Genomic DNA, 21,688 nt, shown 5'->3' on the forward strand with positions numbered 1-21,688 from the left:
GGTCCGGCTGGGCCGGGAAAAGGTCTGCCACGCCTGCCGCAGCGACACCGGGATGCGCGGCTTCATCGGCGGTCCCCCCGGTCGGACGGCCGGCTGACCAGGCTGTCGAGGTCCTTGAAGCCGTTGGGGACGATCGGCTGCGCCGTCGTCTGCGGCACATGGCACTGCATGCAGAAATAGCGCCGCGGCGACACCGCGCCCAGCGTCTGGCCTTCACGGTCGACGTAATGGGTGATGCTGACCATCGGCGCCTGCACCGCCTCGGTGAAGCGGCGGCTGTGGCAGGTCAGGCACTGGTTGTTGTTCAGCGTGATCTGGTAGTCGCGGACGTTGTGCGGGATCACCGGCGGCTGTTCGGGGTAATTGCGGGCGACCCGGCGGTCGTCGGTGACGTCGGGCGGGATCGGCGGGGCCGCGTTCTGCTCGACGAAATTCACCGGCGGCCGAAAGGGCGAGTCGAGCCGCCGCGGGTCCGCGTTCTGGCCGGCGCTCTGGGCCGACAGCACCGCGGGCACGAGGAAGGGCAGCACCGCCAGGGCGGCGAGATGATGGGGACGCATGGCTCAACTCCTCCCTCACGCGGCGACGATCTTGACGGCGCACTTCTTGAAGTCGGTCTGCTTGCTGATCGGGTCGGTGGCGTCCAGCGTGCATTTGTTGATCAGCCGGGCGGAATCGAACCAGGGCACGAAGACCACGCCGCGCGGCGGCTTGTTGCGCCCGCGCGTCTCGACCCGCGTCTGCATCTCGCCGCGGCGGGAGACCACCCGCACCTCCGACCCGCGGCGCAGGCCGCGCGCCTTGGCGTCGTCGGGGTGCATGAAGACCAGCGCCATCGGCATCGCCTTGTACAGCTCCGGCACCCGCATGGTCATCGAACCGCTGTGCCAATGCTCCAGCACCCGCCCCGTCACCAGCCACAGGTCAAAGTCCTGGTCGGGCGATTCGGCCGGCGGTTCGTAGGGGAAGGCGAAGACGTTGGCCTTGCCGTCGGGGTTGCCGTAGAACCGCACACCCTCCCCCGCCTTGACGAAGGGGTCGTGGCCCTCGCGGTAGCGCCAGCGCGTCTCCTTGCCGTCCACCACCGGCCAGCGCAGGCCGCGCACCTCGTGGTAGCGGTCGAAGGGCGCCAGGTCATGGCCGTGGCCGCGGCCGAAATCGGCGTATTCCTCGAACAGGCCCTTCTGGACGTAGAAGCCGAAATCCTTGGATTCGTCGTTGGCGTAGCCGGCGTCGACCTCCGACAGCGGGAAGCGGTCGACGGTGCCGTTGCGGTACAGCACGTCGAACAGGGTCTTGCCGCGGTAGGACGGGTTGGCGTCCAGCACCGCCGCCGGCCACACCTCGTCGGTGGTGAAGCGCTTGGAGAACTCCATCAGCTGCCACAGGTCCGACCGCGCCTCCCCCGGTGCGCTGACCAGCTGGTGCCAGAAATGGGTGCGGCGTTCGGCGTTGCCGTAGGCGCCCTCCTTCTCCACCCACATGGCGGCGGGCAGGATCAGGTCGGCGGCCGACGCCGTCACCGTCGGGTAGGCGTCGGACACCACGATGAAGTTGTCGGGGTTGCGGTAGCCGGGATAGGTCTCGTTGCCGCTGTTGGGCGCCGCCTGGAGGTTGTTGTTCACCATGATCCAGAAGGCGTTGAGCTTGCCGTCCTTCAGCATGCGGTCCATCAGCACCGCGTGGTAGCCGATCTTGCCGGGCAGCAGGTCCTTCGGCAGCTTCCACGCCTCCTCCGCGTGGGCGCGGTGGGTCGGGTTGGTGACCTGCATGTCGGCGGGCAGCCGGTGGGCGAAGGTGCCGACCTCGCGCGCGGTGCCGCAGGCCGACGGCTGGCCGGTCAGCGAGAAGGGACCGTTGCCGGGCTCGGAGATTTTCCCGGTCAGCAGGTGGATGTTGTAGACCATGTGGTTGGCCCAGACGCCGCGGACATGCTGGTTGAACCCCATGGTCCACAGCGACATGACCTTGGTCTTGGGGTCGGCGTACAGCTCGGCCAGCGCCAGCAGCCGTTCCTTCGGCACCTTGGTCAGCTCGGCGGTGTAGTCCAGCGTGTAGGTGCTGACGAACTTGGCGAAGGCGTCGAAGTCGATCGGCTTGGAATCCGCCGGGTCCTTGGCGTTGGCGGCCCGCACCTCCAGCACGCTCTCCGGCCGCAGGCCATAGCCGATGTCCTTCTGCCCGAGCCGGAAGTTGCAGTGCGTCTCGACGAACGCCTTGTTCACCCGGTTGGTCTGGATGATGTGGTTGGCGATGAAGTTCAGGATCGCCAGGTCGGTTCCCGGCTCGAAGATCATCGGGATGTCGGCCAGCTCGAAGCTGCGATGCTCGAAGGTGGAGAGCACCGCCACCTTCACGTGGCCGTGGGCGAGCCGGCGGTCGGTGACGCGGGTCCACAGGATGGGGTGCATCTCCGCCATGTTGGAGCCCCAGAGGACGAAGGCGTCGGCGTTCTCGAAATCGTCGTAGCAGCCCATCGGCTCATCCATGCCGAAGGTGCGGATGAAGGCGACCGCGGCCGACGCCATGCAGTGGCGGGCGTTGGGATCGAGGTTGTTGGTGCGGAAGCCGGCCCGCATCAGCTTGGACGCCGCGTAGCCCTCCCAGATCGTCCACTGTCCGGACCCGAACATGCCGACGGCGTCCGGCCCCTTCTCCTTCAGGACGCGCTTCCACTGGCGCGCCATCTCGTCGAAGGCGCGGTCCCACGACACCGGCTGGAACTCGCCCTCCTTGTGGTACTGGCCGTCGCGCAGGCGCAGCAGCGGCTGGGTCAGCCGGTCCTGGCCATACAGGATCTTCGACAGGAAATAGCCCTTCACGCAGTTCAGGCCGCGGTTCACCTCGGCCTGCATGTCGCCGTGGGTGGCGACGATGCGGTTGTCCTTGGTCGCCACCATCACGCCGCAGCCGGTGCCGCAGAAGCGGCAGGGCGCCTTCGACCATTTCAGCGCCGTGTCCTCCCCCGCCACCATCGAGGTCTGGGCGGCCGCCGGCAGGCCGATGCCGCCCGCCGCCGCGGCGGCGGCGACCGCCTGGGCCTTGATGAAGTCGCGACGATCCAACATGGGCGTTTCCCCTTTTCTTCGGACGTTCGATGGAGGCGTTCGGTGGTGGCGGGCAGGGTCGGCGGCTCAGCTCCGGGACGGCGCGTCATCCCCCCCTTGGTCGTCAGGCCGGTCGATGTGATGGAAGACCATGACGGCGGAGAACACGCCGTCCAGCAGGTGCAGCGCGGTCATGCGGTCGGCGATCCAGCCCTCATGCGGTCCCTCGACGGTGACCACCATCTTTCCGGGCTGGTCGATGTGAAGCTCCGTGCCGGGCATGGTCGCCATCGCGGCGCGGACCATCGCCTGCCGGTCGGGCCGGACATGCAGCAGCAGCGAGGCGAGGTGGCGTTCGGCGACCGGTGGCGGCGGTCCGGCGGTGGCGGCGTCAGGTGGCATGGCGAGCGGTCCCTGGCTGGCGGTTGAGGGTGACGGCGCCGACCGGGCAGGCGGCCACGCAGGCGCCGCAGCCGGTGCAGGCGTCGTCGTCGATCCGGGCGTGGGCGGCTCCGCCCGCGGCGGGCCGGAATGCGATCGCCGATTCCGGGCAGGCGTCCCGGCAGCTGCGGCACACCACCCGCTGCACCGCCAGGCAGGACGGCGCGACGACCGGGCGCAGCGACCAGGGCGCCGCCGTCCGGTCGAAGACCGGCTCGGCGCAGGCGTCGGCGCAGGCGCCGCAGAAGCTGCATTCGCCGCGCGCGAAGTCGACCTCCGGATAGCCGCCGTCGCCGGGGCGCAGGATCGTCTCCGGGCAGGCGTCGGCACAGGCGCCGCATCGGGTGCAGAGGGAGGTGAAGAACGCGGGACGGGACCAGGGGGGATGGATTGGCGCGGGCGTCGAAGCCGCACATCCGCGCAGGAACCCCCGCCGTCCGCGGTCGATGGCATCGGCGGCCACGGGACGCGGGCCCGTCAGACCGGCGGCGGACCGGGCGGCCCCAGGATCAGCTGCGACATCCACACCGCGAAGCCATAGCCGCCGACCACCGCGACCGACAGCACCGGCCAGATGAACACCGCCAGCAGCAGGAACATCGCGATCTCACGCCGGCGGGTCGCCGGACCGGCAGGCGGGACCGCATCCGGGGCGAGGCGGGGATCGGCAGACGGGGAAGCATCGGGGTGGCGGGCTGGGCTGGGGTGCCGGGCTGCGCTCATGGGATGCGGCCTTCTGCTTGTTCTGCCTGCCAACCCAACCGATAAGGACCTTCGCCGTTCCGTCGGTCGGTTCGATCATCGGGCTTACCGCCACAGGCCTATGACCCGTTCGGCAGAGCGCGGAAAGGCTCCCCTTCGTCCGCTTGGCCCGGACCGGCCGGCGTCAATCAGTCCGCCATCGCTTGGGGCGGCCTGCGCATGCCCGCCGCCGGGCCGCCGGGCGCGGCCGCGGAAACGGGATGGTCATGCCCATCATACCCGCTGTCCATCGCGTCGGTGTCGATGCCGAACCGGCGCAGGATGGCGGCACCCTCGTCCGTAATATGGAGCAGCTTGGCTCGCTTGTCCTGCGCGTGCGGACGCTCTTCGATCAGCCCGCGGCGGGCAAGCGGCTTCAGCGAGTGGGTGAGCGGCCGCTCGCGGTTGAACAGCAGCTTGCTCAGTTTCGTTGGTTGCAGGGGTTCCCGGCTCAGCGTGTAGAGGATCGCCATTTGGAGGGGCGTGAGATCCCGGATGCCGTTCCGTTCGATCCAGATCATGACGATGTGCTGGACACGGTCGAGATGCTCGTGCGCCAGGCACAGCTCGTCAAGCGCGCTGGCGGCTTTCAACGGCGTTCCCGGTACCGGTCCCGGTCCGGGGTAAAGGGGCGATGCCCGATGCGTGGTGAAGATCCCGACCATGACACACCTGTTCCGGTTGGGGGTTTGGTTCACAGGGCAGGGTAAATCCTTTTCCAGGGCGCGACCGCGTTTCTGAAGGTCAGACTACCAAGGGTGGACCGCCGCGCCCGCACCCCCCGCAATCGCCGGGGCGGTGATCGAAGGTATTTGATACGAAAGCGTGACAGATGCCGCGCACCCCCTCGCGGAGGGGCATCTTTCCGGCAAGGGCCTTCCCCCACCCCCTCCCGCGGCTACAAACCAAAGACAACACAACACAAAAGTTGACGATCTCTCCGTACCGAAGATCGCGATACATTTCCGGTTTTCCGGGCTATAAATATCTCGCAATCAACGCTGACGACGCGAGAAACAAAACTGAGACAGCGACCCGACAAACCGATCGTTTGCTTTCAGTGAGTGCACTGGCACCGTTACAAGACGATGGTTGTCCAATCATTTCTTTGATCTTCACGGCAGTAGACTTCCCCACCTTCACAAGGTCGTTGACCGGCACCGGTCCAACGGGAAGCGCCGCACAGTCGGGAGTTCGAAACCATGCGAACAATCGGCGGAATCCTGGCCCTGAGCGCCATCGGACTCGCCATGGCAGCCGCATCCGCCGGCGCCGGGGAGCTGAAATACCGGCCGATCAACCCCTCGTTCGGGGGTGATCCCTTCAACAGCAGCCATCTGCTGGGCATCGCCAACGCGATCAACAAGTTCGAGGATCCGAAATCCTCGACGACGAGTTCGACGGCCGACGCCGCCGACTCCTTCGCCAACACGATCCAGGCAAGCGTGCTGAGCCGCGTCGCCAGCCAGATCGCCGACCAGATCTACGGCGAGAACGCCAAGACGAGCGGCACGGCCTCCGTCGGCGGGACCACGCTGCAGTGGGCCCAGGTCAACGGCCAGATCAAGCTCACGGTCAACAACGGCAAGAGCACTCAGATCATCGAGATGCCGGCCTACTGAGCGCACGTCCACCGCGGAAGCGCGGGCGAAGGCCTGCGGAACGCCGGACGAGACCCAACGCATCCTTCGCACGAAGGGTTCAGCATCATGTCGATCTCGATCGCATCCCCCCGCCATGCACTGGCGCTGGCCATCGGCGTGCTCTCCCTGTCGGCCTGCGCGGCGACCCGCCCGGAAACCGCGTTTTCCGAGAAACCGCTGCCCGAACAGAAGACGCAGGCCCTCGACACGCTCCAGACGCTGCCGCCGCCGGCGCGCCCGCTGACCGTCGCGGTCTACAGCTTCACCGACCAGACCGGCCAGAACAAGCCGAACGACAGCTTCTCCGAATACTCGCGCGCCGTCACCCAGGGCGGGAACTCCGTGCTGATCAACGCGCTGAAGCGGACCGGCAACAAGAGCTGGTTCAAGGTGGTGGAGCGCAGCTCCCTGCCGCAGCTCCTGCAGGAACGGCAGATCATCCGCCAGACCCGGCAGGCCTACGGCGGCGACGCCCTGCCCCCGCTGCCGCCGCTGCTCTACGCCGGCCTGCTGATCGACGGCGGCATCATCGGCTACGACTCCAACACGCTGACCGGCGGCTTCGGCGCCCGTTTCCTGGGTGTCGGCGGCGACGTCAAGTACCGGCGCGACACGGTGACCGTCTACATCCGCGCCGTGTCGGTGCAGACCGGCGAGGTGCTGAAGTCCGTCAACACCAGCAAGACGATCTATTCCGCCGCCCTGAACGGCAGCGCCTTCCGCTACATCGGGTTCAAGGACCTGCTGGAGATCGAGACCGGCGTCACCACCAACGAGCCCGCCACGCTGGCGGTCAAGCAAGCCATCGAGAAGGCGGTGCATGACCTGGTGCTGGAGGGTGTCATCGACGGCTACTGGGGCTTCCTCGACCCCGGCGCGGCGTCCCGGCTGGTGCCGAAGTATCTGCAGGAGCGCGACGGCGCCTACAACGTCACCGTGCTGCACGGGTCCGACGCCCTGGCCGAACCATCCTCGGCCACGCCGGTTTCGGTCCCGCCGCCGCCCGCGCAGACGCCGACGCCGGGTGCCGGGGCCGACGAGCAGAAGGTCGCCCCGATGCCGCCGGAGCCGCCCGCACAGAGTTCTGGACCGACCTACGTTCTTCCCGGCGATCGCAGCCGCAGCCCGATCCCCCCATCCATCCAGCGGTGATCGGGCTACCAACGATCGGGCGCGATCGCCGGGCTTCTACCGCCCACCACAGCCCCGATACGAAGCATTCATCTCGAAGTCATTCGTTAGCCCATTGAAGACCTGACCGGTGGATCGACGGCATTGGGCGCCGCCCGCGACAGCGCACCCCGGTTCGCCTCCCTTCAACACCAACATGAGGTATACGCCATGAAACGCGTCCTTTTCGCCTCCGTCGCCATGATCGCTTCGATGACCGCCGGCCTGGCTCTGGCCGACAGCAGCAAGCCCGGCTGGCCGCCGGTGCCGATGAACGGTGGCAACGCCGCCTACATCGACCAGATCGGTGATCTGAACAGCAACGCGCAGACCCAGTACGGCAAGGCCAACCTGTCCGACAACTGGCAGAAGGGCAGCCGCAACGCGGTGGTCACCTACCAGGACGGCACGCTCAACCGGGCCTTCGTGAACCAGAACGGCGACCGCAACTACGCCAACCAGCTGCAGGACGGCACGGCCAACCTGGCCAAGGTCGACCAGTCCGACGCCGGCAACACGGCCTATCAGAAGCAGTTCGGCATCGACAACGACGCCAGCGTCGTCCAGTCGGGCTTTGACGGCCACTTCGGTTGGGGTATGAACGCCGGCAACTTCGCCTCCCAGTATCAGGACGGCGTCATGAACGAGGCCAAGATCGCCCAGAAGGGCATGGTGAACACCGCCTACCAGACCCAGATGAGCAACGGCAACCTGGCGATCGCCAACCAGACCGGTGTGGCGAACTACAGCACCCAGACCCAGCGGTGATCCGCGGGTTTGAGGCCGGGGTCGACGGGAGGGTCCCCGCCCCTCCCGCCGATCCGTCGGCGCAAGCGCCCAGCCCCGGTGCAGACCGCAAGGCTGGGCGCGCGTTTTCTTCCGCACAGGAGGAAAGGCCATGTCGCACAACATCGGGTTCCGAGATGCCGGACCCGGATTGATCGCGGCCGTCGCGCTGGTCGTCTGGGCGCTCGCCGTCGCACCGGCCCAGGCCGGCGGCAGCGTCGCCTACATCGACCAGATCGACGGTTCTCTCGCCCGCGTCTTCGACGGGAACCGGGCGGCCGTCATTCAATCCGGCTTCGGCAACCGGGCGGCCCAGACGCAGGTCGGCGAGAACACCGCCGCCATCCTGCAGGCCGGCTCGGACAATCTGCTGATCCAGGATCAGATCGGATCGGGAAACCGCGCGCGCGCCATTCAGGGCGGAGCGGCCAACGTCGGCCTGCAGTCCCAGGACGGTGCCGCGAACATCACCGAGCTTTCGCAGAAGGGGCAAGGCAACAGCGCCGCGCAGAGCCAGTCCGGCACGGCGAACCGTGCCGTCGCCTACCAAAGCGGAACGCGCAACGCCCTGAAACAGGTGCAGGACGGCTTTGACAACCTGTCCGTCGTGGCCCAGAGCGGCCAGGACAACAGCGCGCAGACCACCCAGGTGGGATCCCGGAACAAGACGGTCGTCGAACAGACCGGGGGCGAGAGCGTCGACCTCGTCCAGCGTGGCTCCAACCTTACGTTCGACAGCCAGAGCGTCGCGATGGTCAATGGCATGAAAGTCACCCAGACCGGCGTCGGCGCCACCATCAAGATCACCACGCGATAGGTGCGCCATGCGTTGCAGATCCATGCTCGGTGTCGCCGCCGCGGTCCTCGTGGGAGCCCTTGTCGGGGCCGCCGGACCGGTCCGGGCCGGCACCTGCCAATGCCGGAGCGATCCGATGACGGGAAACCGGTCCTACGTCTTCCAAAGCGGGCCGCCGGGCATCTGCGCCGTCGCGCAGGACCACGGCTTCTGCGCGCAGGCGCAGATCCAGTGGCCGGTTCGGGCTTCGGATCCGGGCCGCTCCAACCATGGCGGTCCGGCCGCGGCTCTGCGTCGGTTCGGCGCCGGCCTCGCGCTCGACGACGCGCTGGATCGCGCGGCGACGACCCCGCCGGAGCGCTGGACGGCGGCCGAGGCGCCGGACATCGTCGCGGCGATCCTGGCCAACGTCCTCTGGCACCGGCTGGACGATCTGGGCGCGATCTATGGTGCGCTTCGGGAGCAGGCCGGCACCGTCCAGACGCTGCTCGCCTCGACGGGCACGCCGACGACGGTGGAGCTGGGAACCTACCACGCCATCGTCGGATACGGCTGCATCGAGCTGAGCCGGGGCACCTTCCGGGTCTCGGCCCGAACGCCCTTCGCCGACGACGGCGCCTGCGCCCCCCGCCCGGGGTGAGCGCTCATCGCCGGAATGGAGCTGCCATACGGCTGAAACGCGTCGTAATAATTGAATAAACGTACATTAACTGAAAAACACGCCAAAGGTAATACAGGTCTATCGGCAGATGACATCGAGAATCACCATTCTGCATCGCTTTCTCGATTCTTGCCAGTCCTCACCCTTCTGCCTTGCCATCATCCACGCACAATACTTGATTGCAAATCGCTGGGCAATCTGCGGTTGACTTTTCCGCAAAAGTAGAAATAATTTGCGTCGCATCAGCCTGCATCGGTCGACTTTTGACGATCCCACACCGTGGGCGCAAACGCAGGGGTATGATCGTGTCTGAACCCTCCCTAGGGCTCGTCGCAGAAGGCCAGATCTACCGTGAGGGGATCAAGGCGCTGCTGAAGGAGCATTTCCCCCTCATCCTGGAAGCCGAAACTGCCAAGGATGCGGCACAATGGACCGTCGAACCGGACCTCATCGTCATCGATGCGGCGGAAGAGGGCGATGATTCCCTCCACACCGCGCTGACCAGCCGGTTTCGGAACGTCCGCATCGTCTACATGCTGCGGCATGCGTCGCATGACCACGCCGTCGACCTCATCCGGCACGGTGCGCACGGCGTCCTCGGCCCCGACCTGACGCCCGAGGTCCTGGTCCTCTACCTGCGCCTCGTCCTGGCAGGGCAGCTCGCCATTCCGGACTTTGCACTCTCATACGGGCCGACGGACCAGCAGCCCTCCCGGCTGCTGGGGGACGACATCGACGTCGCCATCACGGCGCGTGAGCGGCAAATCCTCGAAGGGCTCGCGATCGGCCGTGGAAACAAGTCGATCGCCCGCATGCTCGGCATCAGCGAGCAGACGGTGAAGTTCTACGTGAAATGCATCATGCGCAAGCTGAAGGTCGCCAACCGGACGCAGGCCGCCATCTGGGCGCTGAGCCACGGCGACCACGCGGTGGCGCACGACATGGCCGCCGCCGCCGCCGCCGCGGCGACGGATGACGAGCACGACGATGCCGATGATTCCGACGAGCTTGAAGCGGTGCCCATCCCCGTCACCCATTGAGACGGGTCGGATGTCGGACAGCGCCACTCCGTCAAACGGATCGATGTGGCCGCAGTCGGCACACCAAGCAATCAAACCTCTTTGGTGTCATATTCCCTGCTCAAAAGAAAGATCGATTCCGTACTTCTTTTGTCTGGGATGTATGCTTTTCCATGATCACTGTTCTTTCATTTGAGACTAGCCCTTTGTCTGATCAACATTGTGTCCTTTTCTCTTGATTTTCGAACAAAATTCCCGCAACTTTTATGTGTGAACAGCAAGGTCCGGGCTGCTGGCCCGCCTTCGAGCCCCGGGTTGCCGCGGCCGTCGCAATTTCTCCTTGTCCGATCCCGGCGGTTGCCGCCGGGGTCTGCGCGACCGCATGTCCGTCCGGCGCTTCTTCGCCAGAGTCTTGCCCATCTGTTGCGATCGTTCTTCACTGCACAGGTGTTGTCATGGCTGATGTCATCACTGGCCTTCTCGCGGAGAGCCAGTTGTATCGGAGAGGTGTCAAAGCTCTCCTGGGAGACAAGTTCACCGTCGACTTCGAAGCGGCCGGGATATCCGACGCCACCCGCTGGCCGGCGGAGCCCCATCTGGTCCTGGTGGATGACGCCGACGGTCAGGACCAGCCGGTCTGCACCGCGCTTCGCCGCCGCTTCCCGGCCGCCAAGCTGGTGTTCCTGCTGCGGCGGAGCGCGCCGGAGCAGGCGATCGACATCATCCGGCACGGCGCGCACGGCGTTCTCGGCCCGCAGCTCTCGGCCGAGGCGCTGGTGTTGTCGCTGCGGCTGGTGCTGCTGGGGCAGGTGCTGGTTCCAAGCTTCGTCATGGACCTCGTGCACGACACGCACGCGATGGCGCCGCCGTCCCTCGACGAGCTTGAGGCGACGATCACCCCGCGCGAGGCGCAAATCCTGGAGATGATCGTCCGCGGGCACAGCAACAAGCGGATCGGCCTCAGCCTGGGGCTGCAGGAAACGACGGTGAAGTTCTACGTCAAGAACGTCATGCGCAAGCTGAAGGTCACCAACCGGACGCAAATCGCGGTCTGGGCGATGACGCATGGCTGCCCGCCGGACCCGACGGCGTCAGCCGACCCCACCCTCGCCGCCGCCAAGGTCCGGCATCTGGAAGTGGCCCACTGAGCGGCCCGGCCCCGTCGTCGGTCACGACTGCGCAAAGCGCTCGATCGTCAGGTCAAGCAGGGCGCGCAGCCGCGCCAGACGGCGCAGATCCTGATGATAGCCGACCCAGACATCGCGTCCGGGCGGCGGTTCGCCGAGATCGACGACCTCAAGCTCCTCCAACGCATCGCCGATGGGCCGCGGCAGGACCGCCAATCCGGCCCCCAGGGCCGCCATGCGGGCCTGGGCGTCGCGGTTGTTGCTGCGGAACACGACGCCGGCGTTGGGCAGCATCCGTTGCAGCCACCTCACGTCCGGCATGCCGCCGAACGCGGTGTCCATGGTGACCAGCCGGCAGCCCGCCCCGTCGCCGGCCTTCGGCACACGGCTTCCGGCAACGCCGTAAAGCGCGTACTCGACGCGCGTCAGCTTGCGCTGCACCACCTCCGGCTCGTCGAAGGGGCGAATGCGGAACACCAGGTCCGCCTCACGTCTGGCAAGGCTCAGCAGCCGGGCGTCGGTCAGCAGCTCGACCGTGACCCCCGGGTGGCGCCGCGCGAAGTCGTTGAAGATCGGCGTCAGCGTGTGGACGCCGAACCAGTCGGACGAGGACACCCGCAAGCTTCCCTCCAGCCGGCCACCCTGCCCGGCCAGCGCGCGTTCCAGCGCCAGGCACTCCTCCTCCATGCGTTCGGCATGGCGCAGCACGGCAGCCCCTTCGTCGGTCAGCACGAAGCCGTCGCTCGTCCGCTGGAACAGCGTGTGGCCGACATCCTCTTCCAGCGCGCGCAGGCGTCGGCCCATCGTCGGCTGGGTCTGCCCGATCCGCCGCGCCGCCGCGCCCAGCGTCCCCTCGCGGGCGATCGCCAGGAATATCCGAAGGTCGCTCCACTCCATGCCCCACCATACAGAAATGCATGGGCATCGAACAAGAACGTTGATTTCCAAACAACACCGTTCGACCGATCCTTCAACTCGACCGCGGCAACGCAGAACATCCGACGAGGAGCAGGATCATGGCACACGAACTGAACACCACGATGCGCGCCCAGGTGCTGGAGGCGTACGACGCCCCGTTCCGGCTGACCGACATCGCGCGGCCGGTGGCCGGCCCCGGCCAAGTGCTGGTGCGGATCGCCGCCAGCGGGGTCAACCCGCTGGACACCAAAATCCGCGCCGGTGCGGCGGCGCACGCCAAGCAGCCGCTGCCGGCCATCCTCGGCATCGATCTGGCCGGCGAGGTCGTCGCCGTCGGTCCCGGCGTTGCCGCCTTCAAGCCGGGCGACCAAGTCTATGGAATGACCGGTGGCGTCGGCGGCCGCCAGGGCTCGCTGGCGGAATACGCCGCGGTCGAAGCGGACCTGCTGGCGCACAAGCCGGCCAACCTGACCATGCGCGAGGCCGCCGCCCTGCCGCTGGTCACGATCACCGCCTGGGAAGGGCTGGTTGACCGCGCCAAGGTCCAGGCCGGCCAGACGGTGCTGGTCCAGGGTGGCGCCGGTGGCGTCGGCCATGTCGCCGTGCAGATCGCCCGCGCCTTCGGCGCGACCGTCTGGGCGACGGACTCGGCGGACAAGAAGGCGGTCCTCGAGCAGTTGGGCGCCAGCCCCATCGACTACCGTGCGGAGTCGGTCGAGGATTACGTCGGGCGCAGCACGCAGGGCCGCGGCTTCGACCTGGTCTACGACACGGCGGGCGGGCCGGTGCTCGACGCCTCCTTCAAGGCGGTGCGGCGGTTCGGCCATGTCGTCAGCTCCCTGGGGTGGGGCACCCATGCCCTGGCGCCGCTGTCGTTCCGCGCGGCCACCTACTCCGGCGTCTTCACCCTGCTGCCGATGCTGACCGGCGAGGGCATGCCGGCCCACGGTGAGATCCTGCGGCACGCCACCGCGCTGATCGAAGCCGGCAAGCTGCTGCCGCGGCTCGACCCTCGCCGCTTCTCGTTGGAACAGGCGGGCGACGCCCATGCGGCGATCACGGACGGTACCGCCAACGGCAAGATCGTCGTCGACATCGCCGTCTGATCGCGCCGCTTCCCACGGCACCGCGGCGACGCGGTCGGAACAAGAAAAAGGCCAGCAATCCGTCGGGATTGCTGGCCTCTGTCTGGTGGAGCCAAGGAGGATCGAACTCCTGACCTCTACAATGCCATTGTAGCGCTCTCCCAGCTGAGCTATGGCCCCACATTGGTGCGCTTGGAGGGAGTCGAACCCCCACGACCTTTCAGCCACTAGGACCTGAACCTAGCGCGTCTACCAGTTCCGCCACAAGCGCGTCCGCGTTACTTGGGGTTACGCGGGGCGCTCTATGTACCCAGCGGCGCAGCCATGCTCAAGAGAAAAATTGCACTCGCGCAAAAGTTTTTTGGCTGGGTGGGTGACGGCCGGGGACGGGGCGCGGATGTGGCGGGCGATCGCCCGCCGCTCATTCCGCCGGCTTGATCGCGTAGAAGCGGAACACCCGCATGCCGGCCTCGATGGCGGCGACACGGCGGGCCCACAGCTCGACCTCTTCCATCACCGCCAGCTTGGTCGGGGTGTCGAGCTGGTACTTCTCCAGATGCTCCACCAGCCCCTGGATCGCCGTCAGGATCAGGCCGCGGTGGGTGTCGGTGATGTCCTCGGCGATGCGGAGGTCGAGGTTGCGCTGGGCGAAGGCGTTGGCCATGCGGTCCTTGGGCCACAGGTTGGGGGCCAGAGGTTCCTTGTCGCACCAGGTCTGGATCGCCTTGGCGCCGATCTTGTCGGGTTCGGCGATGTAGTCGGTGATCAGCAGATGGCCGCGCGGCTTGAGCGCCAGCTCCATCCCGTCGAACATCTGCTCCTTGTCGCGGACGGAGAACAGCCCCTCCTTGTAGACGATGGCGTCCACCCGCTTCGGATAGCCGAAATGCTCGGGGTCGAAGGATTCGATCGGCGCCTTCTTCTCCAGGCCCATCTTGAAGGAGCGGACCATGCCCTCCTTCGCCAGCACATCCGACGCCTCCAGCCCGGTGACCCAGCAGCCGTACTTGCCGGCCATCGTGCGGCTGGTGCCGCCCAGCCCGGCGGCGAGGTCAAGCACGCTCATCGCCGGGTTCAGGCCCAGCGGCTTGACCAGATAGGGGATGTGCTCCGCCCCGCCGGGGGTGTTGAAGCCCTCGCCCCACATCGTTTCCGCCACCTCGATGCGGGTCGCGGTCCACAGCGGCTTGCCCCAGCGGTTGACGCCGGGGCCGGGGGCCGGGGCCGACGCCTCCCCCTTGGGCGGAGCCGCCTCGCCCTCGTCCTTCCGGGATTTCAGGCCGGAGAGGTCGTACCCCTCCCACCAGGCGTAAAGCCGTGTCTTCAGGCTCGGTCCGTGTCCGGACTGGTCGTCTTTGGCCGTCATCGCCGCCGTTTACTCCGCTGGCCACCCTGTCGGCTGACCGGCACGCCGGTACCGGCGCCGTGCGGCGCAACGTTCCCGAGGTTGTCCCATGCCGTCACGACACATCCCACGCAGGGCATGGCCTTGCTTCAGGTTAGACAGACGCGAAATGCATGCAAGTGGAAAAATTTCTCCACGGCAACCCCACGTTCATCGTGTCGTCGCGACGGTGGCCGGCGCCGATTCGGGCAGCGAGGCCATGCGCGTCCCGGCGGCGTTCAGCACCGTCCGGCAGGCCGCCGGAACCTTGCGCACCACCCGCGGCTCCGGCTGATGGCCCGGCGGATGCTCGATCGCCGGGGAGGCGCTGTCCAGCCAGGAGATCAGCTCCTCGCCGCAGCCGTCGCCGTCGGGCTGGGCCGCCTGCGCCTCGCATTGCGGGCTGCCGGGCGGGCAAGACAGGCGGATGTGCATGTGGCCGTCATGGCCGTTCCACGGCCGCAGCTTGTTCAGGAAACCGCGGTCCGGCCAGGAGCGCTGGCACATCGCCAGCTTGATCGCCGGGTTGACGAAGATGCGGGCGACGCGCGGATCGCTGGCGGCGATCTGGACCATGCGGGCCTGCCGGTCCGACCAGTCCGCGGTCACCCGCATCCGGTCGTAGTCGACATACTTGATCTCGTCCAGCCGCTCGCGCCCGGCGCGGCCCATCGGCGGCAGGTCCAGCCGCAGCCAGACGTCGGCGTCCAGCCCGATCTGGTGGCTGGCGTGGCCCGACGGCATCGGCCCGCCGCGCGCCTGCCCCATGTCGCCGATCAGCGCGGTGCCCAGCCCGGCGGCGGCGACGCGGCGGCCGAACTCGCGCAGCGTGTCGATCAGCACCGGATGGCCGTAGTTGCGTTGCCGCGACAGCCGGATCACCTGATAGCCGACGCCCTCCGGCGGCAGCGGCCGGGCTCCGGCGATGCAGCCGGCGGCATAGCCGCCGATCGGCTGCGCCGCGCCCAGCGACGGTCCGGGCACCGCGGCCCAGGCGACGCTGGTGGCGTAGGCCGGGATCGGCTGCGGCTTCTTCTTCCGCGCCGCCTCGGCACTCCCCGCCGACAAGGATACCGACACAGCCATCACAAGCCCGACGCACGCCATCAGCCCAAACGCCCGACGCCCCATGGTCTTCCCCCGCCCGTCTCCGGTCCCACAGCCGCCCCCGCTATACCCCAAACGCGGTTAAGGAATGATGGAGACCCGTGTCGGGCCGCACAACCGAGAGGGCGGCGGGCCGCATGGCAATTCCGCGGTGCGCCCAAGGTTGGGCGGGGGCGCCGATCAATCCCCCAAAGACTCAGTCCAAAGTCTGGCGATAACGCTTCAGCGCCACCACGGTCACCACCGTCAGGAACAGGGCGAGCGCCAGCACCTCCGCCGCGATCTCCGCCATGCCGTTGCCCTTCAGCAGGATGCCGCGGACGATGCGCAGGAAGTGGGTCAGCGGCAGCAGCTCGCCCACCGCCTGGGCCCAGCCCGGCATGCCGCGGAACGGGAACATGAAGCCGGACAGCAGCATCGACGGCAGAAAGAAGAAGAAGGACATCTGCATCGCCTGCAACTGGTTCCGCGCCAGGGTGGAGAAGGTGAAGCCGACGGCGAGGTTGGCGGCGATGAACAGGATCAGCACCGCCGACAGCAGGCCCAGGCTGCCGACGATCGGCACGCCGAACAGCAGCCGCGCCGCGACGACGATCAGCAGCACCTGGACATAGCCGACGACGACGAAGGGCACGATCTTGCCCAGCATCACCTCGAACGGCCGCACCGGCATGGCCAGCAGGTTTTCCATGGTGCCGCGCTCGCGCTCGCGGGTGACGGCCAGCGCGGTCATCATCACCATGGTCATGGTCAGCACCACCCCCATCAGGCCGGGCACGACGTTGTACTGGGTGATGCCCTCCGGGTTGTAGCGGCGGTGGACGCGCAGTTCCACCGGGTCGGCCCCGGCGCGCAACGCCAGCAGCGGCCCGGTCAGGTCGGGGTTCAGCGCCTGCCGGACGATGGTGGTCAGCGCCGACAGGGCGTTGCTGGTCGCCGCCGGATCGGTGGCGTCGGCCTCCACCAGCAGCACCGGGCGGGTGCCGCGTTGCAGGTCGCGGGCAAAGCCGGCGGGGATCGTCACCGCGAACTGCACCGCGCCCTCGGCCAGCAGCCGGTCGACCTCCGCCTCGGAGGTGACGGAGCGGCCGATGTCGAAATAGCCGGAATTGCCCATCGCCGCGACCAGCGTCCGGGCGAAGGGGCTGGCATCGGCGACCAGCACCGCGGTCGGCAGCGCCTTGGGGTCGGAGTTGATGGCGAAGCCGAACAGGATCAGCTGCAGGATGGGCACCCCGACCATCATGGCGAAGGTCAGCCGGTCGCGCCGCATCTGGATGAATTCCTTGACCATCACCGCCATCAGGCGGGCCGCCGATATGCGCGCCATCACCGCCACCCTCAGCATCAGGACGGAAAGCCCGAGGGTAGACCGCTTTCCGGGCGGGCGCGACAGCGCTTTGGGACGCAGCCGCTACAACAGCGCCGCGTCCGCCCGGTCGAACTGCAGGGCCGCCAGCCTTGCGTACAGTCCACCTTCGGCGACCAGCTCGGCGTGGGTGCCGGTCTCCACCACGCGGCCCTGGTCCATCACCACGATGCGGTCGGCGTTCAGCACGGTGGCCAGCCGGTGGGCGACGATCAGGGTGGTGCGGCCGTGCATCAGCCGGTCGAGCGCGTCCTGCACCATGCGCTCGCTCTCGGCGTCGAGCGCGCTGGTCGCCTCGTCGAGCAGCAGCACCGGCGGGTCGCGCAGGATGGCGCGGGCAATGGCGAGGCGCTGGCGCTGGCCACCCGACAGGCGGACGCCCTTCTCGCCCAGGAAGGTGTCGAGCCCCTCCGGCAGCGCGTCGAGGAACTCCAGCGCGTGGGCGGCGCCGGCGGCGGCGCGCACCTCGGCGTCGGTCGCGTCGGGACGGCCGTAGCGGATGTTCTCCCAGGCGTTGGCGGAAAACACCACCGGGTCCTGCGCGACGAGGCCGAGACGGCGGCGGACCTCCAGCGGGTCGGCTTCGCGCAACTCGACGCCGTCGAGCCGGATGGCGCCGGCCTGCGGGTCGTAATAGCGCAGCAGCAACTGGAACACCGTCGACTTGCCGGCGCCCGACGGCCCGACCAGCGCCACCCGCTCGCCCGGGCGGACGTCGAGCGAGAAGCCCTCCAGCGCCGCCCAGTCCGGCCGCGACGGGTAGTGGAAGCGCACCGACTCGAAGGACAGGGCGCCCGCCGCCGGGGTGGGCAGCGGCTTCGGCAGCGCCGGCGGGCGGATGTCCGACTCGACGGCCAGCAGCCCGAACAGCCGTTCGGTGGCGCCGGCGGCGCGTTGCAGGTCGCCGATCACCTCGCTGATCGCCCCGACCGATCCGGCGACGACCACCGAATAGATGACGAAGGCCGACAGCTCGCCCGGCGACAGCCGCCCGGCCACCACGTCGTGGCCGCCGATCCACAGGATGATGCCGACGGCGCCGAACACCAGCACGATGACGATCACCGTCATCAGCGCCCGCACCCGCACCCGGCTGATGGCGACGTCGAAGGCGTCCTCCACCCGCCGGCCGAACAGGGTGCGGTCGATCGCCTCGTGGGTGTAGGCCTGCACGGTGCGGATGGCCGCCAGCGTCTCCTCGACGAAGGAGCCGACGTCGGCGATGCGGTCCTGGCTGTCGCGCGACAGCTTGCGCACCCGCCGGCCGAACAGCACGATCGGCGCCACCACCAGCGGAACCACCAGCGCCACCAGCCCGGTCAGCTTGGGCGAGGTCACCAGCAGCATGCCGGTGCCACCCAGGAACAGCAGCGCGTTGCGCAACGCGATCGACGCCGACGAGCCGACCACCACCTGCAGCAGCGTGGTGTCGGTGGTCAGGCGCGACAGGATCTCGCCGGTCTTGGTCGTCTCGAAGAAGCCGGGCGACAGGGTCAGCACATGGTCGTAGACGGCGCGCCGGATGTCGGCGACCACCCGCTCGCCGATCCAGCTGACCAGATAGAAGCGGCTGTAGGTGGCGCCGGCCATCAGCGCGATCACCGCCAGCAGCACCAGCAGCGCGCGGTCGAGCAGCGAGGTGTCGCCGGCGGCGAAGCCCTGGTCGACCAGCACCCGCATCCCCTGCCCCAGCCCCAGCACGGTGCCGGCGGCCACGGTCAGCGCCACCATGGCGCCCAGGATCCGCAGCTTGTAGGGCATCAGGAACGGCACGAGGCGGCGCAGCGGGCCGAGGTCGCGGCGGCGGTTGTCCGCCTCGCCGCGGGCGGAGGCGGCGATCAGGTCGGGGGATGGTTGGCGAGCCACAATGTTCCCGCTGGGCTGTTGGGGGGCTGTTGGCGCAACTTGCGGACTGCCGGCATATAGCGCGGCGCGAACACCCCAACAAGGCGAGGCCTGGACGATAAGGGCGCGGCCGAACGGCCCCGGCGCAAGGCAATCATGGAAAGCGCTGAAACAGCGTCGGTTCGGGGTTGCGCCGGCGGGGGGCTTTTGGTATAGACGCCGCTCGCTTTGCAGGAACCCCGGCCATGAAGACTGACATTCACCCCGACTATCACGAGATCACCGTGGTCATGACCGACGGCAGCTCGTTCACGACCCGCTCCACCATGGGCAAGCCGGGCGATACGCTGCGTCTCGACATCGACCCGAAGTCGCACCCGGCCTGGACCGGCGTGCAGAAGCTGCTGGACACCGGCGGGCAGATCGCCAAGTTCAACAAGCGCTTCGCGAACTTCGGCCTCAAGAAGTAAGCGTTCCAGCGCTTCTTTCCTGCCGAATCGAAAAGGGCGCCCGATCTGGTCGGGCGCCCTTTTCGCATGCGCGGTTTCCTGTCCCGCGTTCAGCCGGCCTCTTTTCAGTTGGCCCTTTTCAGCCAACCGCGCGTTCGGCCGCCGCGCGTTCCACATCGGCGCGGACCATGGCGTCGAGCCGGTGAACCCGCATGTACAGGCTGTGGCTGCGTTCCAGCAGGCTGCGCAGGCCGGCCGGCAGATCCTCGTTGTCGGGGCCGCTGGGGTCGGAGCAGATCTCGCCGCCGGACAGCGCGAAATCGTCGCTCGCCGCCTGCTCCTTGGTCATCTCGCCGGCATGCACCGCCTTCTGGGCCAGCAGCCACGCCATCACCTGGGTCAGGCGGCTGGTTACGCGCATGGATTCGTAGGAGATCTGCAAACGGACCTGCGGCGGCAGCTTCCGATGCTCGGCCACGTCATGGTACGCGATGTAATTCCGCGCCTCGATCAAAAGGGCCATGGTCTCGTCATAGGGACCATTGAAGAAGAAGGTATGCGAACTCATGATCGTCGTACCCCTCCCGCGGACTTACGGCCCTAGCGTGAGCCTTGCCGCAACTGATTAACAATTGGTGACCGCGCGACACCCCGGCAACCCCAGGCGGGCTTTGACGTTCACCCACCGCCCGTCTTGCCGCCGGCCCCTCTTGAACAGGAAAAACGGTCGACTATCTCTCGCTCGTCCGGCGGATGCCCATGCGGGGTCCGCCCGTCACACACCCCGAGAGGACCGACCGACGCTGTGGTCCTCGACGGCCCGTATCGCTCTTTTGGAGGATATGTCATGCGCAGCTACGACCTTTCGCCCCTGTTCCGCTCCACCGTCGGTTTCGACCGCCTGTCGCGCCTTCTGGAAACCGCGACCACCGGTGACGAGGCGGCGTCCTACCCGCCCTACAACATCGAAAAGTTGAGCGAGGACTCGTACCGGATCACCATGGCCGTCGCCGGCTTCGGTCTCGACGACCTCACGATCACCGCTCACCAGAACTCGCTGACCGTCACGGGTAAAGCTAAGAAGGACGAACCCTCGGGCCAATTCCTCTACCGGGGTATTGCCGGACGCGCGTTCGAGCGCCGCTTTCAGCTCGCCGATTTCATCAAGGTCAACGGCGCGTCTCTTCTGAATGGCCTTCTGCACATCGAGCTGGCGCGCGAGGTACCCGAAGCGATGAAGCCGCGCACCATCCAGATCGCCGGCGCCCAGGGCAACGACGCCCGCAACGCGGTCGAGGTGGACGCGCCGAAGCCGGCGCTGACCCGGCAGGCGGCCTGACACGCTTCCATCGCCTGACGGCGTGAACAGGACAACGGCGCCCCGGACCATCCGGGGCGCCGTTTCCGTTTACGGGTTCCGGCCTGAAGACCAGCCCCGCCGGAAGCTGTCCGGTGGGGCCAGCACCCACTCGGCATAGCCGGCGCGCATCAGTTCGTAGGCGGCGACCAGCCCGGCGGCGCCGGCGTAGGCGGTGACCAGCACCTGCTGCGGCGACACCTGGGCACCGAAGCCGATCAACAGGGCCCCGAGGAAGGGGCCGCCCAGCAGCATGGCCGCCAGCCACAGCGGCTCCGCCGACAGCCAGGCGTTCAGGACGTTGCGGGTGCGCTGCGACAGGCGGAGCATCGCGCCGGCCTTGGCGTCGAGCGCCGCGAGGCTGCCGGCCCGCAGTTCGGCCAGCCGGTTGCCGTCGGCGTCGAGGAACACGACCTCCACCTTCATGCCCAGCCGCCGGACCGAGGCGCGCACCGAATCGCCCAGCGGCGTGTCGAGCAGCAGCGCGTTGCCGCCCAGCGACGGCAGCGCGTCCAGCACCTCCGGCGGCGGCTCGCCCCACTCCCGCAGCGCCGCCAGGATGACCCGCGGGTCGTCGCAGGGGATGGCGTCCATATGAAGCACGCGCCCGCGCGGCCCGACCACCCGCAGCATCAGCACGCGTTCCGCCGGATCATGCGTGCCCTCCACCCGCAAGCCGCCCTCGGCCACATAGGAGAATCGCAGGCATCCATCACGGCGGCTGAGCGTGTTCATGGCGGCAC

General features: G+C 68.0%; 23 protein-coding genes and 2 tRNA genes. 10 read left to right on the plus strand and 15 right to left on the minus strand.

Features of this window, described 5'->3' with window-relative positions; all coding sequences use genetic code 11:
- Positions 1-62: 62 nt before the first annotated feature.
- The 6 genes from TSO352_RS02575 to TSO352_RS02600 form a co-directional block, all read right to left on the minus strand.
- On the minus strand, positions 63-560 hold the full coding sequence (locus TSO352_RS02575; protein ID WP_109105819.1) for a nitrate reductase cytochrome c-type subunit: 498 nt from the start codon (positions 558-560) through the stop codon (positions 63-65).
- 15 nt (positions 561-575) lie between these two features.
- Positions 576-3,068, minus strand: coding sequence for a periplasmic nitrate reductase subunit alpha (napA, locus tag TSO352_RS02580; RefSeq protein WP_109105820.1), 2,493 nt, complete (start codon positions 3,066-3,068; stop codon positions 576-578).
- Between the two features lie 66 nt (positions 3,069-3,134).
- Positions 3,135-3,449, minus strand: coding sequence for a chaperone NapD (locus TSO352_RS02585; RefSeq protein WP_109105821.1), 315 nt, complete (start codon positions 3,447-3,449; stop codon positions 3,135-3,137).
- On the minus strand, positions 3,439-3,951 hold the full coding sequence (gene napF, locus TSO352_RS02590; protein WP_109105822.1) for a ferredoxin-type protein NapF: 513 nt from the start codon (positions 3,949-3,951) through the stop codon (positions 3,439-3,441). The genes TSO352_RS02585 and napF overlap by 11 nt, the downstream gene beginning before the upstream one ends.
- Before the next feature lie 14 nt (positions 3,952-3,965).
- Complete coding sequence (gene napE, locus TSO352_RS02595; protein ID WP_109105823.1) at positions 3,966-4,211, minus strand: periplasmic nitrate reductase, NapE protein; 246 nt, start codon at positions 4,209-4,211, stop codon at positions 3,966-3,968.
- A 167-nt stretch (positions 4,212-4,378) separates the two neighbouring features.
- Positions 4,379-4,894 carry a winged helix DNA-binding protein gene (locus TSO352_RS02600; RefSeq protein ID WP_109105824.1) on the minus strand — a complete coding sequence of 172 codons (516 nt, stop codon included), beginning with the start codon at positions 4,892-4,894 and terminating at the stop codon, positions 4,379-4,381.
- A 537-nt stretch (positions 4,895-5,431) separates the two neighbouring features.
- Between TSO352_RS02600 and TSO352_RS02605 the strand changes: the two genes are divergently transcribed.
- From TSO352_RS02605 to TSO352_RS33095, 7 genes are all read left to right on the plus strand, one after another.
- The gene (locus TSO352_RS02605) at positions 5,432-5,851 is read left to right on the plus strand and encodes a curli assembly protein CsgF (RefSeq protein WP_109105825.1); all 420 of its coding nucleotides are present in this window, start codon (positions 5,432-5,434) and stop codon (positions 5,849-5,851) included.
- Positions 5,852-5,938: 87 nt separating this feature from the next.
- The gene (locus TSO352_RS02610) at positions 5,939-7,024 is read left to right on the plus strand and encodes a CsgG/HfaB family protein (protein WP_109105826.1); all 1,086 of its coding nucleotides are present in this window, start codon (positions 5,939-5,941) and stop codon (positions 7,022-7,024) included.
- 189 nt (positions 7,025-7,213) lie between these two features.
- Complete coding sequence (locus TSO352_RS02615) at positions 7,214-7,810, plus strand: hypothetical protein (RefSeq protein ID WP_109105827.1); 597 nt, start codon at positions 7,214-7,216, stop codon at positions 7,808-7,810.
- 130 nt (positions 7,811-7,940) lie between these two features.
- A complete protein-coding gene (locus TSO352_RS32835; RefSeq protein WP_146210699.1) occupies positions 7,941-8,645 on the plus strand; it encodes a hypothetical protein in 705 nt (234 codons plus the stop codon).
- A 115-nt stretch (positions 8,646-8,760) separates the two neighbouring features.
- The gene (locus tag TSO352_RS02630) at positions 8,761-9,264 is read left to right on the plus strand and encodes a hypothetical protein (RefSeq protein WP_109105830.1); all 504 of its coding nucleotides are present in this window, start codon (positions 8,761-8,763) and stop codon (positions 9,262-9,264) included.
- Between the two features lie 326 nt (positions 9,265-9,590).
- Positions 9,591-10,325: a response regulator transcription factor gene (locus TSO352_RS02635; protein ID WP_158284509.1), complete on the plus strand. Its 735-nt coding sequence runs from the start codon at positions 9,591-9,593 to the stop codon at positions 10,323-10,325.
- A gap of 434 nt (positions 10,326-10,759) precedes the next feature.
- Positions 10,760-11,452 (plus strand): response regulator transcription factor, encoded by a 693-nt coding sequence (locus tag TSO352_RS33095; RefSeq protein ID WP_158284510.1) that lies wholly within the window; start codon positions 10,760-10,762, stop codon positions 11,450-11,452.
- 21 nt (positions 11,453-11,473) lie between these two features.
- Here the strand turns inward: TSO352_RS33095 and TSO352_RS02645 are convergent, their stop codons facing one another.
- A complete protein-coding gene (locus tag TSO352_RS02645; protein WP_109105833.1) occupies positions 11,474-12,328 on the minus strand; it encodes a LysR family transcriptional regulator in 855 nt (284 codons plus the stop codon).
- Positions 12,329-12,447: 119 nt separating this feature from the next.
- Here TSO352_RS02645 and TSO352_RS02650 point away from each other — a divergent pair, with 119 nt between their 5' ends.
- Positions 12,448-13,455: a zinc-dependent alcohol dehydrogenase family protein gene (locus TSO352_RS02650; protein ID WP_247871857.1), complete on the plus strand. Its 1,008-nt coding sequence runs from the start codon at positions 12,448-12,450 to the stop codon at positions 13,453-13,455.
- A gap of 83 nt (positions 13,456-13,538) precedes the next feature.
- Here the strand turns inward: TSO352_RS02650 and TSO352_RS02655 are convergent.
- The 6 genes from TSO352_RS02655 to TSO352_RS02680 form a co-directional block, all read right to left on the minus strand.
- Positions 13,539-13,614, minus strand: a tRNA-Ala gene (locus tag TSO352_RS02655).
- 4 nt (positions 13,615-13,618) lie between these two features.
- Positions 13,619-13,705: transfer RNA gene (locus tag TSO352_RS02660), tRNA-Leu, on the minus strand.
- A gap of 150 nt (positions 13,706-13,855) precedes the next feature.
- The gene (locus tag TSO352_RS02665; protein ID WP_109105834.1) at positions 13,856-14,800 is read right to left on the minus strand and encodes a methyltransferase domain-containing protein; all 945 of its coding nucleotides are present in this window, start codon (positions 14,798-14,800) and stop codon (positions 13,856-13,858) included.
- Positions 14,801-14,989: 189 nt separating this feature from the next.
- Complete coding sequence (gene mepA / locus TSO352_RS02670; protein ID WP_247871858.1) at positions 14,990-15,904, minus strand: penicillin-insensitive murein endopeptidase; 915 nt, start codon at positions 15,902-15,904, stop codon at positions 14,990-14,992.
- 217 nt (positions 15,905-16,121) lie between these two features.
- Positions 16,122-17,255 (minus strand): ABC transporter permease, encoded by a 1,134-nt coding sequence (locus tag TSO352_RS02675; RefSeq protein ID WP_109106635.1) that lies wholly within the window; start codon positions 17,253-17,255, stop codon positions 16,122-16,124.
- A gap of 84 nt (positions 17,256-17,339) precedes the next feature.
- Complete coding sequence (locus TSO352_RS02680) at positions 17,340-19,160, minus strand: ABC transporter transmembrane domain-containing protein (protein ID WP_109105836.1); 1,821 nt, start codon at positions 19,158-19,160, stop codon at positions 17,340-17,342.
- A gap of 224 nt (positions 19,161-19,384) precedes the next feature.
- Between TSO352_RS02680 and rpmE the strand changes: the two genes are divergently transcribed.
- Complete coding sequence (rpmE, locus tag TSO352_RS02685) at positions 19,385-19,609, plus strand: 50S ribosomal protein L31 (RefSeq protein WP_012974887.1); 225 nt, start codon at positions 19,385-19,387, stop codon at positions 19,607-19,609.
- A gap of 118 nt (positions 19,610-19,727) precedes the next feature.
- On the opposite strand, the gene TSO352_RS02690 is transcribed toward rpmE, so the two are convergent.
- Positions 19,728-20,156, minus strand: coding sequence for a DUF1465 family protein (locus TSO352_RS02690; protein WP_109105837.1), 429 nt, complete (start codon positions 20,154-20,156; stop codon positions 19,728-19,730).
- A gap of 279 nt (positions 20,157-20,435) precedes the next feature.
- On the opposite strand from TSO352_RS02690, the gene TSO352_RS02695 reads away from it, so the two are divergent.
- Positions 20,436-20,927, plus strand: a complete 492-nt coding sequence (locus TSO352_RS02695; RefSeq protein WP_109105838.1) for an Hsp20 family protein — start codon at positions 20,436-20,438, stop codon at positions 20,925-20,927.
- A 69-nt stretch (positions 20,928-20,996) separates the two neighbouring features.
- On the opposite strand, the gene TSO352_RS02700 is transcribed toward TSO352_RS02695, so the two are convergent.
- Positions 20,997-21,680 (minus strand): hypothetical protein, encoded by a 684-nt coding sequence (locus tag TSO352_RS02700; RefSeq protein WP_109105839.1) that lies wholly within the window; start codon positions 21,678-21,680, stop codon positions 20,997-20,999.
- Positions 21,681-21,688: the final 8 nt, after the last annotated feature.

The organism is Azospirillum sp. TSO35-2, from assembly GCF_003116095.1.
GTDB lineage: Bacteria > Pseudomonadota > Alphaproteobacteria > Azospirillales > Azospirillaceae > Azospirillum.

What these genes read in the sequence shown, in the direction of transcription:
- TSO352_RS02700 (WP_109105839.1), bottom strand. Translation starts at nt 21,680, where the DNA reads ATGAACACGCTCAGCCGCCGTGATGGATGCCTGCGATTCTCCTATGTG.
- TSO352_RS02615 (WP_109105827.1), top strand. Translation starts at nt 7,214, where the DNA reads ATGAAACGCGTCCTTTTCGCCTCCGTCGCCATGATCGCTTCGATGACC.
- rpmE (WP_012974887.1), top strand. Translation starts at nt 19,385, where the DNA reads ATGAAGACTGACATTCACCCCGACTATCACGAGATCACCGTGGTCATG.
- TSO352_RS02675 (WP_109106635.1), bottom strand. Translation starts at nt 17,255, where the DNA reads ATGGCGCGCATATCGGCGGCCCGCCTGATGGCGGTGATGGTCAAGGAA.
- TSO352_RS02665 (WP_109105834.1), bottom strand. Translation starts at nt 14,800, where the DNA reads ATGACGGCCAAAGACGACCAGTCCGGACACGGACCGAGCCTGAAGACA.
- TSO352_RS02695 (WP_109105838.1), top strand. Translation starts at nt 20,436, where the DNA reads ATGCGCAGCTACGACCTTTCGCCCCTGTTCCGCTCCACCGTCGGTTTC.
- TSO352_RS02610 (WP_109105826.1), top strand. Translation starts at nt 5,939, where the DNA reads ATGTCGATCTCGATCGCATCCCCCCGCCATGCACTGGCGCTGGCCATC.
- napA (WP_109105820.1), bottom strand. Translation starts at nt 3,068, where the DNA reads ATGTTGGATCGTCGCGACTTCATCAAGGCCCAGGCGGTCGCCGCCGCC.
- mepA (WP_247871858.1), bottom strand. Translation starts at nt 15,904, where the DNA reads ATGGCTGTGTCGGTATCCTTGTCGGCGGGGAGTGCCGAGGCGGCGCGG.
- TSO352_RS02690 (WP_109105837.1), bottom strand. Translation starts at nt 20,156, where the DNA reads ATGAGTTCGCATACCTTCTTCTTCAATGGTCCCTATGACGAGACCATG.
- TSO352_RS33095 (WP_158284510.1), top strand. Translation starts at nt 10,760, where the DNA reads ATGGCTGATGTCATCACTGGCCTTCTCGCGGAGAGCCAGTTGTATCGG.
- TSO352_RS02575 (WP_109105819.1), bottom strand. Translation starts at nt 560, where the DNA reads ATGCGTCCCCATCATCTCGCCGCCCTGGCGGTGCTGCCCTTCCTCGTG.
- TSO352_RS02600 (WP_109105824.1), bottom strand. Translation starts at nt 4,894, where the DNA reads ATGGTCGGGATCTTCACCACGCATCGGGCATCGCCCCTTTACCCCGGA.
- napE (WP_109105823.1), bottom strand. Translation starts at nt 4,211, where the DNA reads ATGAGCGCAGCCCGGCACCCCAGCCCAGCCCGCCACCCCGATGCTTCC.
- TSO352_RS02605 (WP_109105825.1), top strand. Translation starts at nt 5,432, where the DNA reads ATGCGAACAATCGGCGGAATCCTGGCCCTGAGCGCCATCGGACTCGCC.
- TSO352_RS02585 (WP_109105821.1), bottom strand. Translation starts at nt 3,449, where the DNA reads ATGCCACCTGACGCCGCCACCGCCGGACCGCCGCCACCGGTCGCCGAA.
- TSO352_RS02650 (WP_247871857.1), top strand. Translation starts at nt 12,448, where the DNA reads ATGGCACACGAACTGAACACCACGATGCGCGCCCAGGTGCTGGAGGCG.
- TSO352_RS02630 (WP_109105830.1), top strand. Translation starts at nt 8,761, where the DNA reads ATGACGGGAAACCGGTCCTACGTCTTCCAAAGCGGGCCGCCGGGCATC.
- TSO352_RS32835 (WP_146210699.1), top strand. Translation starts at nt 7,941, where the DNA reads ATGTCGCACAACATCGGGTTCCGAGATGCCGGACCCGGATTGATCGCG.
- TSO352_RS02645 (WP_109105833.1), bottom strand. Translation starts at nt 12,328, where the DNA reads ATGGAGTGGAGCGACCTTCGGATATTCCTGGCGATCGCCCGCGAGGGG.